The following is a 12,610-nucleotide window of genomic DNA, read 5'->3' on the forward strand; positions in this document are numbered from 1 at the left end:
GCGGCTGGTTTTCTTTTCCCTATAAAAAGAACCAGCCGCGAGGCCGGTTCAATCTTATTTCTTTAAATTTGTATAATGCTCAATTGCAGACCACGCTTCTACTTTACCCTGTCCAGTTTCTGAAGAGAAGCAAATCAGCGGATCGTTCGGATCCTTATCAAGTGTTTCTCTTACAACTTTCATATGCTTTTGCCATTTGCCTTTAGGAATTTTATCGGCTTTTGTGGCAACTACAATTGTCGGGATATCATGGTGCTTGAGAAACTCGTACATCATGACATCATCTTTTGAAGGCGCATGGCGAAGGTCTACAAGTAAAACAGCCGCACAAAGCTGTCTGCGCTTTGTGAAATACGTTTCAATCATTTTCCCCCATGCATCCCGCTCCGATTTAGAAACTTTTGCATAGCCATAGCCCGGCACATCGACAAAATGAAGCACTTCATTAATAATATAGAAATTTAAGGTTTGGGTTTTGCCTGGCTTGGATGATGTCCGCGCCAGGTTTTTCCGGTTCAGCAATTTGTTGATAAACGACGATTTTCCTACGTTTGATCGTCCGGCAAGAGCAATTTCCGGCAAATCCAGATCTGGATATTGCTCGGGTTTTACTGCACTAATGACAATCTCGGAACTTGTTACTTTCATTCATTCTCTCCTACTAACGCATGCTGCAGCACTTCATCCAAATGTGATACAGGCACAAATGTTAAATCATTGCGGACACTTTCAGGGATATCTTCAATATCTTTTTCATTGTCTTTTGGCATAATGATTTTTGTTAATCCTGCCCGGTGCGCACTCAGCGTTTTTTCTTTTAATCCGCCGATTGGCAGAACTCTTCCTCTTAATGTGATTTCTCCGGTCATGCCGACTTCTTTTCTTACCGGCCTACCTGTCAGCGCTGAAATCAGCGCTGTGGCCATGGTAATTCCTGCTGAAGGACCATCTTTTGGCACGGCGCCCTCTGGAACATGAATATGAATGTCATGTTTTTCATGGAAATTCTCATCAATATTCAGCTCTTTTGCCCGTGAACGGATAAAGCTGAACGCTGCCTGAGCAGATTCTTTCATGACATCGCCAAGTTTTCCGGTTAAAATCAGTTTGCCTTTTCCAGGTGATAAAGAAACTTCAATTGAGAGAGTGTCCCCGCCTACTGTGGTATAGGCCAGGCCGGTTGCAACTCCGATTTGATCCTCTAGTTCAGCCTGACCGTAACGGAACTTGTTCTTTCCTAAATAATCAGCAAGATTTTTATCTGTAATAATAATTTTCTTGCGTTCTTCTGAAACAATTTGTTTGGCTGCTTTTCGGCAGATCGCTGCAAGCTGTCTCTCAAGACTTCTGACACCTGCTTCGCGGGTATGATAGCGAACAATATTTTGTAAGGCTGACTCGCGGATTTGCAGGTGCGATTTTTTCAAACCATGATCTTTCAGCTGTTTAGGCAGCAGATGATCCTTGGCAATATGGATTTTTTCAATTTCGGTGTAGCCTGCAATCGTGATGATCTCCATTCGGTCACGCAGTGGTCCAGGAATTGTTGACAAGTTATTGGCGGTAGCAATAAACATGACTTTAGATAAATCATAGGTCTCTTCAATATAATGATCACTGAATGTATGATTTTGTTCAGGGTCAAGCACCTCGAGCAAGGCAGAAGAAGGATCTCCTCTGAAATCATTAGACATTTTATCTATTTCATCCAGTAAAAAAACCGGGTTAATGGTTCCTGCTTTTTTCATGCCCTGAATAATGCGTCCAGGCATTGCACCGACATAAGTTCGGCGGTGACCGCGGATTTCAGATTCATCTCTTACTCCTCCAAGCGAGATTCGCACGAAGTTCCTGTCTAAAGATTTAGCAACCGAACGGGCAAGAGATGTTTTCCCTACTCCTGGAGGTCCTGATAAGCATAAAATCGGTCCTTTCAGTGAGTTTGTCAGTTTTTGAACAGCCAGGTATTCAAGCACACGGTCTTTTACTTTTTCAAGCCCGTAGTGATCTTCGTCCAAAATCGTTTCAGCACGTTTTAAATCAAGACGGTCAACAGTTGCATTAGACCACGGCAATGAGATAAGCCATTCCAGATAATTTCGTACGACAGAACTCTCAGCTGAGGTTGATGGTACTTTTTCAAAGCGTTCCAGTTCTTTCAAAGCAGTAAGTTTGATATGATCCGGCATGCCGGCATTCTCAATCTTTTCGCTCAGAACATCCACTTCACCCGTTTTGCCTTCTTTATCGCCAAGTTCTTTTTGAATGGCCTTCATTTGTTCGCGGAGATAGTATTCCTTCTGCGTTCTCTCCATTGACCGTTTCACACGCTGTCCGATTTTCTTTTCAAGCTGAAGGACTTCTTTTTCATTGTGAATGATTTCAATGACACGGTTTAACCGCTCTTTAATATCAAGAGTTTCAAGCACTTCCTGTTTTTCTTTCAATTTAAGCGGCAGGTGGGAAGCGATTATGTCTGCCATTCTGCCGGGCTCATCAATATCTGTAACGGTTGAAAGCGTTTCGCCTGAAATTTTCTTTGAAAGTTTTATGTATTGATCAAAGTGATCGAGCAGCGTTCTCATGAGCGCTTCATCTTCAGCGTCTTTTTCTGTGCTCTCTTCTAAGGAGGCTGCACCTACTGAAAAGTAGTCACCTTCATCTACATATTTTGTAATTTTCCCCCGCTGCATGCCTTCTACAAGGACACGGATTGTTCCATTAGGCAGCTTCAGCATTTGTTTAATTTTCGTTAATGTTCCCACTGAAAAGATATCGCCTTCGGTTGGTTCATCAATTGAAATATCACGTTGAGTTGTTAAAAAGATTATATGATCATCCATCATCGCTTTCTCTAGCGCCTGTACGGATTTTTCGCGTCCTACATCAAGGTGAAGTACCATTGTCGGGTACACTAACAATCCTCTAAGAGGTAGGAGGGGGACGATTTTATCTTCTTTTTTCGCCAACTTTCATACACCTCCATGACTATAGTATCAATCATTATAATATAATGAGTTCATTCTTGTACAATTCTAGCTCATCGTCAAAATTGTGTCTATTTGTAAATCATATAGTGTTACCTTATGTAGTATACCCTTTCCTCGTTCAGAAGACTAAAGAAATTACTTCCGTGTATCAAAAAAGCGTAATCATCCGTTCAGGAGCAGGAAGACAAATAAGAATCCGGCAGAAAAATCCGTGTTTATGAGCAAAAATTTTATACTTCCTTTATCACTTAAAAAACCTCGAGATTACCCGAGGTCTTGTTTTATTAACGATGTAATCGGCGCAGGCACTTCGGTTGGAGGATTAAGCAGAGCTGCATCGAACACTTCCTGCAAATTCGTAACCGGGATGATATGTATGCCTTCAACCGTTTTTAGTATCGACTGCATATTCTCAGCCGGAATAATAACTGTTTTCGCACCTGCAAGCTTAGCTGCTTTTATCTTCGGCACAACCCCGCCAATCGGTTTTACGCTGCCATGAATGCTGATCTCTCCCGTCATGGCTACAGTATGATCAACCGGAATTTTGTGAATAGCCGAAAAAATGCCTGTTGCCATCGCAATTCCCGCTGATGGCCCATCTACAGGTATGCCTCCTGGGAAGTTTACATGGATATCATAATCATCTGCTTTAATGCCCATTGACCGCAAGACAGTTATGACATTTTCAATTGAACCTTTAGCCATGCTTTTTCTTCTGACCGATTTGCCTCTGTCTCCGATGCTTTCTTCTTCTACAATTCCTGTGATATTAATGTTTCCTTTATCTTTGGCATGAATGACCGTCACTTCAATTTCAAGCAGGGAACCTGAATTCGGCCCGTGAACAGCAAGTCCATTAACGAGACCTATTTTTGCATCCGCATAGATCTTTTTATCATATCTCGGTGTAAGCTGGCTTGAACTTACCACCCATTCAATATCCTGCATCGTGATTTCTGATCGGTCTTCTGTCATTGCCATGCCTGCTGCGATCTGCATCATGTTAACAACCTCGCGTCCGTTTCTTACATATGAAGTTAAAGTTGCTATGCTCGGCTCGCTTACTTTCATATTAACTTTGACTGCTGCTTTTCTTGCTACAACCGCAAGCTCAGCCTGCTCCAAATCTCTGAAGAAGACTTCCAGACACCGTGAGCGGATTGCTGGGGGAATTTCGTTTGGCGTTCTGGTCGTTGCACCGATTAAACGAAAATCTGCAGGCAGTCCATTTTGAAAAATATCATGAATGTGGTTTGGAATCTGAGTATTCTCTTCACTATAATAGGCACTTTCTAAAAAGACTTTACGGTCCTCTAAAACTTTCAGCAGCTTGTTCATCTGTATCGGATGCAGTTCTCCTATTTCATCTATGAAAAGTACGCCTCCGTGCGCATTTGTTACAGCCCCCTGCTTGGGCTGGGGAATACCGGCCTGGCCCATCGCGCCTGCCCCCTGATAAATAGGATCATGTACAGAACCAATCAGAGGATCGGCAATGCCTCTTTCATCGAACCGTGCTGTTGTTGCATCTAATTCGATAAAAACCGCTGCAGGTTTAAATGGTGACTTCATATTTCTTTTCGCTTCCTCAAGCACAAGTCTTGCAGCCGCAGTCTTGCCCACTCCTGGAGGACCATATATGATTACATGCTGAGGATTGGGCCCGCATAAAGCTGCTTTAAGCGCCTTGATTCCGTCTTCCTGGCCTACAATATCTGAAAAGCTTTTAGGGCGAACTCTTTCTGCCAGAGGCTCAGATAATTTAATCGATCTCATCTTTTTTAATTGCTCCATCTCTTTCCGTGATTCGCGGTCGATTGATACCTTTTGTGTACGCTGATTTTTTAATAAGTTCCAAAAGTACAAGCCAATAATGACCCCGAAAAACAGTTGCACAAATAATGCAATTCCAGTCCAGCTCATAGTGGTCCCTCCTACTGCGATGTCATGTTTATAAGCTAGTATCTCCGAGGGTGTTGCGGAATAAACGTGAATAAATTAACTATAATTTAGATATTGATGTATAAAAACACGTAATCTTTCAAATGAAAAATATACAAAAAAACCTTGCGGGATAATCCCGCAAGGCTTTCAATATTAAGCAGAAGTTTTCGTATCTTCTTCAATAACCGTGCCATCAGTCAGTATTAACTTAGGCGGTACTTTATCTGTGACTGTTTCCGGAGTAATGATGCATTTTGTAATATCATCACGTGATGGAAGCTCAAACATAACTTCAAGCATGAGTCCTTCAATAATAGAACGAAGTCCGCGTGCACCTGTTTTGCGCTCAATTGCTTTTTTAGAAATTTCCATCAGCGCATTTTCTTCAAACTCAAGTTCTACGCCATCTAAATCAAGCATTTTTTGATACTGCTTAACAAGAGCATTCTTAGGTTTTGTCAGAATTTCAATCAGTGCTTCTTCATCTAATGGCTGAAGGCTTGCGATAATCGGCAGACGGCCAATGAATTCCGGAATAAGTCCGAAACGCAGAAGATCTTCAGGAAGTACTTTTGAAAGAAGCATTTTTTGGTCAAGTTCATCATCTTTTTTGTCAGAGCCGAAGCCGATAACCTTTTGGCCTAAGCGGCGCTTAACAATTTGTTCGATGCCGTCAAAGGCACCGCCGCAAATAAATAAGATGTTTGTAGTATCAATTTGAATGAATTCTTGATGCGGGTGTTTCCGTCCGCCCTGCGGTGGAACACTTGCAACCGTACCTTCAAGAATTTTAAGAAGTGCCTGCTGCACACCTTCACCTGAAACATCACGTGTAATCGACGGATTTTCAGACTTGCGGGCAACTTTATCAATTTCATCGATGTATATAATGCCTTTTTCAGCTTTTTCTACATCATAATCAGCAGCTTGGATTAATTTTAAAAGAATGTTTTCAACATCTTCCCCAACATATCCGGCTTCCGTTAAAGATGTAGCATCAGCAATAGCAAAAGGAACATTCAAAATGCGTGCTAATGTTTGAGCAAGGAGCGTTTTTCCGCTTCCTGTCGGCCCGATCATCGCGATGTTACTCTTAGATAACTCTACTTCATCAATCTTGCTGTTGGAATTAATGCGTTTGTAGTGGTTATAAACAGCTACAGCAAGGCTCTTTTTGGCTTGTTCCTGCCCAATGACATATTCGTCTAATATTTCGCGAATTTCTTTCGGCTTAGGAACATCTTTAAATTCAACTTCTTCTTCTGTTCCCAGTTCTTCTTCAACGATCTCTGTGCATAATTCAATGCACTCGTCACATATATAGACACCTGGTCCAGCAACTAATTTACGAACCTGGTCTTGAGTTTTACCGCAAAACGAACATTTCAGCTGACCTTTTTCGTCATTAAATTTAAACATGTTTTCACCCCTTATATCTTTGTATCATCAAAGTACCCATACATCTTCATCTATAGGAGAAGCTGCTCTGGATGGATTATCTTTCTTATTCCTAAGTATAAAGGTAATGGGAATGAATATCACGCAACTTACCTTATCCGCTGGTCCGAAGCGGTTAAAGCCTGAAAAATTGGTATGTATTGCATTGTACCATAAGTATGTAGAGTACAGGAAATAAAACCACTCTGCCTGTGCAGATTAGAGTGTTTGTATATTATAATTCGCTCTTTGGCTTTAAAATCCTTGCTCCCGCAAAAAAATGAATCTTTTTCTTAACCTTATATGTATGTAGCATCCGGTAATTATATAGTACCCAATGCGATTAAAAATAAATCTATTTTGCAAAACAAGGCACGAATCATTTCGCGCCTTGTTTCTTTCCTATTTATTATGCAGCTTCTTTGCTGTTTTCAACAAGGAAGTCGATTGCTTTGCGCACTTTAAGATCTTCTTTTAATCCTTCTAAAGATCCAAGAGCTTGCTTGATGTTTTCAACAGGCATGTTGTACATTTCAGCCATTTTAGCAATCTCAGCATCTACTTCTTCATCAGTAACTTCGATGTTTTCTGCTTTAGCAATTGCTTCAAGAGTCAAATTGTACTTCACGCGTTTAGAAGCATCTTCTTTCATTTGCTCTTTTAATGCATCTTCATCTTGACCAGAGAATTGGAAGTATAACTCAAGATTCATGCCTTGTGCTTGAAGACGCTGTTCGAATTCCTGCATCATGCGGCTAACTTCGTTTTCGATTAATACTTGAGGAATATCAACTTCTGCATTGTCAGAAGCTTTGTCTACAAGTGAGTCACGAAGTGTGTTTTCCGCTTCAGCTTTTCTAGTTTCTTCCAGGCGAGTTCTTGTTTTAGCTTTTAAAGCTTCAAGACTTTCCACTTCTTCATCTACGTCTTTAGCAAATTCATCATCTAAAGCAGGAAGTTCTTTTGCTTTGATTTCATGAAGCTTCACTTTGAAAGTTGCCGGCTTTCCAGCAAGGTTTTCAGCATGGTACTCTTCAGGGAATGTTACTTCAACGTCTTTTTCTCCGCCAGCCTCTAGGCCTACAAGCTGATCTTCAAAGCCAGGGATGAAAGAGCCAGAACCGATTTCAAGTGTATAGTTTTCAGCTGTTCCGCCTTCGAATGCTTCGCCGTCGACGAATCCTTCGAAATCGATTACGACTGTATCGCCATTTTCAACAGCGCCTTCTTCTTTAACAACCAGTTCAGCATGACGCTCCTGCAATGTTTTAATTTCAGCATCCACATCTTCTTCAGATACTTCTGCATTCAATTTTTCTACTTCAAGGCCTTTGTATTCGCCTAATTTCACTTCTGGTTTTACAACAACTTTAGCAGTGAAAATTAAGTTTTTGCCTTTTTCGATTTGTTCAACATCGATTTCAGGACGGTCGATTGGATCGATGCCAGCTTCTTCAACTGCTTGAGGATATACTTCAGGAAGAAGGATATCTAAAGCATCTTGATAAAGTGACTCTACGCCAAAACGCTGTTCGAACATTCCGCGTGGTACTTTACCTTTGCGGAATCCTGGAATATTTACTTGCTTTGATACTTTTTTGAATGCTTCATCAAGGGCATTGCTGAACGTTTCCGCATCAACTTCTACTGTCAGAACGCCTTGATTACCCTCTAACTTTTCCCATTTTGCAGACATATGTTTCCCTCCAAAAAATCTATTGAAATAGTGACATAATCTAGGTTAGGTTTGGCAAAGTATGCCTTGTCCATTTTAAACAAGTGCTTCCTTTGTTATACCCTTATGTAGATGATTTACTAAATCGGCCAGTGTAGTGTATGATGTCTGCACGCATAAGGGTACATTCCTTTATGTACGGCGGATCATCATTTTACAACCATTTTATTATAACATAGAAAAAATTCCTTTCAACATTTACGTTAGATTTGCAAATAAGAAATTTCTTCTATTTCATAAATTTTTCTTGATGCTTCAATCAGCCTATTTTCTTTTACTTCATATAAATAGCTGACCTCTTCTGCAGGTGCGGCAATGCCGTGCATTTCATAGCCGGCATAATGAAGAGCAGCTGCCCACAGCCTCGCTTCGGCAGGTTCAGGCAAAAATGGAAATAACACATACAAATGGCGGATCCATACTTCTTTTACTGCTTCAAACAGCGCAGGATTCTCCTGACCAAGAATATCATCCAGCACATTCAGTACTTTCTTGGTAAACGGAAGCTCTGATAAGTCTTCAAGCTCTGCAGGAATCAGCGACATCGTTTTGCCGAACTTAACAATTTTCACTTCTTTTGCCACCTCATTCTCCATAAGCAAATGGAGAATCATTGATTGAACAACAGGATGGCTGCCTGCATTCTTTAAGATGGATTGAAGCTGCTGCATGTGTCTTGATACATTGCGGTCTTTTAAGGATTGAACATAGGCAACCTGCTGATTAATCGTATCAAGCAAATTCCTCGGTTCTGTATAGCTTTCATCTTCCTCGTCATCATCAATCGGAAAATCATCGTCCTCCGTCATCTTCCTGCTGAAATCAAGAAGCTTGTAAAAATGCTCGGCCTGATCATGCGGCAGCTGATTTTCCTGAAGCACAGCCTCTATGGTCTGCTGCACTTCGCTGTATTGTCTGAGCTGAATAAGGACCGTCAAATAAACCTGCAGCACGGTAAAATAGTCTCCGATATCTTCGTGGAGCATTTTCCGGCAAACGGACTTTGCTTCTTCAAGCTCTCCAAGCTCCATCAGGCATAATGCGATTCCGAGATGAATCTCAGCCCTTTCTTCTCCAAGCTCCAGTACTTCATAAAAGAGGGAGAGTGCTTCTTTAAACTGTTTATTTTTCAGGGCTTCCAATCCTTTATCAACTAACCGCTCGCTTAAGTTAGGAAAGGGAATAACTTTTCTCTGTTTTTTTCCATCCATCATTATAGGATCATCTCCGGCTTGCTATTTGCCTACAAGTGTACCAATGGACGGTTTAGAAAACAAGAAAAGAAGAGCCCGGATTTACGGCATCCAGACTCTTCTTGATTTTTCATAATCCGCAATATGTTCTTCATACATGAAAGTAAGGGAAATTTCATCATGTCCGTTCAGCAGCATATCTTTCCAGTATGGATCGACCGTGAACGTATAAAGAACTGTTTCTCCTTCGCGAATTTCTTGTTTTTCAAGGTCAATCGTGCACTCAAATTGAGGATTTGAGCTCTTCTCAATTAACTGCTGATGAAAATGTTCTTCTATTCTAATAGGAAGCAATCCATTTTTCAGGCAATTTTGATGAAAAATATCTGCAAAAGAAGGGGCAATGATGACTTTGAATCCATAATCCCCAAGTGCCCAAGGAGCATGCTCTCTGGATGATCCGCAGCCGAAATTCTCTCCTGCAACTAAGATGCTTGCACCTGCTGCTTCAGGCTTATTCAGTTCGAATTCAGGATTTTCTGTGCCGTCATTTAAATATCTCCAGTCAAAAAAAGCAAATCTCCCATATCCGGTCCGTTCAATCCTTTTTAAGAACTGCTTCGGAATAATTTGATCTGTATCGACATTCGACCTGTTTAAAACAGCAAGTTTACCTTTGTGCACTTGAAATGCTTCCACTTGCAATCCCTCCTGTTAGTTCTCTGACATCTACAAATCTGCCGTAAATCGCTGCCGCTGCAGCCATGGCCGGACTGACAAGATGCGTTCTTGCCCCTTTTCCCTGTCTGCCCTCAAAATTTCGATTTGACGTTGAAGCACAGCGTTTCCCTTCAGGCACAATATCATCATTCATGCTCAAACACATGCTGCAGCCTGATTCACGCCATTCAAATCCTGCGTTAATAAAAATATGATGAAGGCCTTCTTCTTCTGCCTGAAGCTTCACTTTTTGAGAACCGGGAACGACGATCGCTCTTACAGATGGATTTACCTGTCTATCCTTAATAACATCTGCAGCCTGGCGCAGATCTGTTATTCTGGAATTTGTGCAGGATCCGATAAACACATAATCTATTTCAATATCCTGTACCCTGGTATCTGGTTCAAGACCCATATAGAAATAAGCTCTCTCCGCTTCCTGTTTCTCTTCCACCTTATTGAACATGCTTGTGTTCGGCACTTTTTGATCAACAGCTACAGCCATGCCCGGATTCGTCCCCCAGGTAACCATTGGAGATATATCGGCAGCTTCAATGGCGATTTTATCGTCATATTCTGCCCCTGGATCACTTTTCAGGTTTTGCCAATAGGCAATTGCCTCCTTCAAGTCTTCTCCCTTTGGTGCAAATTCCCTGCCTTCAATATATGCAAAAGTTGTTTCATCAGGAGCAATGAGTCCAGCACGAGCTCCTGCTTCAATTGACATATTGCAGACCGTCATCCGTTCGTCCATCGACATCTTTTCAATCGCTTCACCTGTAAATTCAATGACATATCCAGTTCCAAAACGCACCCCGAATGAACCGATTATATATAAAATAACATCTTTTGCTGTTACCCCTTTTTTCAAGGAGCCGTTTATATGGATGTTTAATGTTTTCGGTTTTTGCTGCCACAGTGTTTGTGTTGCCAGCACATGTTCTACTTCACTAGTTCCAATTCCAAATGCCAGTGCCCCAAAGGCACCATGTGTAGATGTATGACTATCTCCGCAAACAATTGTTTTACCAGGCAGCGTAAGTCCAAGCTCAGGTCCGATTACATGCACAATTCCCTGATCTGTACTGCTAAGGTCAGCAAGCCTGATTCCAAATTCACGGCAATTGGCCTCAAGTGCGCTTACCTGAAGTTTTGCAACTTCATCTTTAATCTCAAATCGGTTAACCGTTGGAATATTATGATCCATGGTAGCGAACGTATTTGCAGGCCTTCTTACCTTTCTTCCGTTCTGCCTTAAACCTTCAAACGCCTGCGGGGAGGTGACCTCATGAATCAGATGCAGATCTATATACAGAAGATCTGGCTGATCGTCTTTCCGATAGACAACATGATCATCCCATATTTTTTCTACTATTGTTCTGGCTTTCAAATGAATACCCCCTTTAAAGTTTAAAAGATTGGCGCTTTTCATATAGATGAAAAGCGCCGTAAAAGTTATGCATAAGCTTCCATAATGTTTAAAATGGCATGATCATCCGCAAGTGCTTCTTTAATTTCTTCAATAAGCTTGGTAGTAGAAAGCGGTGTTTCTCCTTTTCTTGTTAAATCCGCCGTTCTTTTGCCGGAATCCAGTACATGTTTGACAGCATTTTCGATCGCTTCCGCCTCTTCTTCCATTTGGAAGGAGTGTCTCAGCATCATAGCTGCTGACAAAATCATGGCGACAGGATTTGCTTTGTCTTCACCCGCAATATCAGGTGCCGAGCCATGAACGGGCTCATAAAGATGGAGTCCAGTTGCACTCAAGCTAGCTGATGGCAGCATTCCAAGGGATCCGGTTAGCATGGAAGCCTCGTCGCTTAAAATATCGCCAAACATATTTTCCGTTACAATCACATCAAATTGTTTTGGATTATGAATAAGCGCCATCGCTGCATGATCGACTAGCATATGCTGAAGCTCTACATCAGGGAATTTCATTGCAACTTCTTCAGCAACTTCCCTCCACATTCGGCTTGATTCTAAAACATTCGCTTTATCAACAGAAGTCACTTTCTTTTTCCTTCCCTGCGCTAGCTGAAAGGCTCTTTCAATGATGCGTTCCATTTCATCCCGCTTATAAAACAGAGTATCCACTACCGTGTGCTCCCCGTTTTTCACATACCGTTCGCTTGGTTTTCCAAAATAAAGACCGCCTGTTAATTCTCTGACAATCATGAAGTCGACGCCTTCCACATACTCCCGTTTAAGAGGAGAGGAATCGAGCAGGCTCTCAACTGTTTCAACAGGCCGGAGATTAGCGTACAAATCAAGCTCCTTCCGAAGAGCAAGCAGCCCTTTTTCAGGTCTTAAATGAGACGGATTCTTATCCCATTTCGGCCCTCCTACTGAACCAAGCAGAACTGCGTCAGATTCTCTGCACATTTGCAGCGTTTCCTGCGGAAGCGGAGAATTCATTTCATCGATCGCCGCTCCTCCAATTAATCCATATTGAAAATGAAAACGATGATAGTAATGTTCTTCAATCGCTTTTAAAATTTCCACTGCACCATCCATAACTTCTTTTCCAATACCGTCGCCCGGCAATAATGCAATTTTCTTCTCCATTTATCTCTGCCTCCTTCATG

General features: G+C 41.6%; 9 protein-coding genes. All 9 read right to left on the minus strand.

Features of this window, described 5'->3' with window-relative positions; all coding sequences use genetic code 11:
- Positions 1 to 54: 54 nt before the first annotated feature.
- The 9 genes from yihA to leuB all read right to left on the minus strand — a co-directional run bounded on the left by yihA (position 55) and on the right by leuB (position 12,590).
- Positions 55 to 648, minus strand: coding sequence for a ribosome biogenesis GTP-binding protein YihA/YsxC (yihA, locus tag K8L98_RS18630; RefSeq protein ID WP_223437030.1), 594 nt, complete (start codon positions 646 to 648; stop codon positions 55 to 57).
- Positions 645 to 2,969, minus strand: coding sequence for an endopeptidase La (gene lon / locus K8L98_RS18635; RefSeq protein WP_223437032.1), 2,325 nt, complete (start codon positions 2,967 to 2,969; stop codon positions 645 to 647). Before lon ends, yihA begins: the two co-directional genes overlap by 4 nt.
- A gap of 285 nt (positions 2,970 to 3,254) precedes the next feature.
- Positions 3,255 to 4,916 carry an ATP-dependent protease LonB gene (gene lonB, locus K8L98_RS18640; protein WP_223437034.1) on the minus strand — a complete coding sequence of 554 codons (1,662 nt, stop codon included), beginning with the start codon at positions 4,914 to 4,916 and terminating at the stop codon, positions 3,255 to 3,257.
- A 174-nt stretch (positions 4,917 to 5,090) separates the two neighbouring features.
- The gene (gene clpX / locus K8L98_RS18645) at positions 5,091 to 6,356 is read right to left on the minus strand and encodes an ATP-dependent protease ATP-binding subunit ClpX (protein WP_223437036.1); all 1,266 of its coding nucleotides are present in this window, start codon (positions 6,354 to 6,356) and stop codon (positions 5,091 to 5,093) included.
- A gap of 427 nt (positions 6,357 to 6,783) precedes the next feature.
- Positions 6,784 to 8,070, minus strand: a complete 1,287-nt coding sequence (gene tig / locus K8L98_RS18650; protein WP_223437038.1) for a trigger factor — start codon at positions 8,068 to 8,070, stop codon at positions 6,784 to 6,786.
- A gap of 242 nt (positions 8,071 to 8,312) precedes the next feature.
- Positions 8,313 to 9,323: a tetratricopeptide repeat protein gene (locus K8L98_RS18655; protein ID WP_223437040.1), complete on the minus strand. Its 1,011-nt coding sequence runs from the start codon at positions 9,321 to 9,323 to the stop codon at positions 8,313 to 8,315.
- 81 nt (positions 9,324 to 9,404) lie between these two features.
- Positions 9,405 to 10,001, minus strand: coding sequence for a 3-isopropylmalate dehydratase small subunit (gene leuD, locus K8L98_RS18660; protein WP_223437042.1), 597 nt, complete (start codon positions 9,999 to 10,001; stop codon positions 9,405 to 9,407).
- Positions 9,973 to 11,412, minus strand: coding sequence for a 3-isopropylmalate dehydratase large subunit (gene leuC / locus K8L98_RS18665; protein WP_223437044.1), 1,440 nt, complete (start codon positions 11,410 to 11,412; stop codon positions 9,973 to 9,975). Before leuC ends, leuD begins: the two co-directional genes overlap by 29 nt.
- 65 nt (positions 11,413 to 11,477) lie before the next feature.
- Complete coding sequence (gene leuB, locus K8L98_RS18670) at positions 11,478 to 12,590, minus strand: 3-isopropylmalate dehydrogenase (protein WP_223437046.1); 1,113 nt, start codon at positions 12,588 to 12,590, stop codon at positions 11,478 to 11,480.
- Positions 12,591 to 12,610 lie beyond the last annotated feature (20 nt).

Origin of the sequence: Metabacillus dongyingensis (assembly GCF_019933155.2) — a bacterium.
In the GTDB taxonomy this organism is placed as follows: domain Bacteria; phylum Bacillota; class Bacilli; order Bacillales; family Bacillaceae; genus Bacillus_P; species Bacillus_P dongyingensis.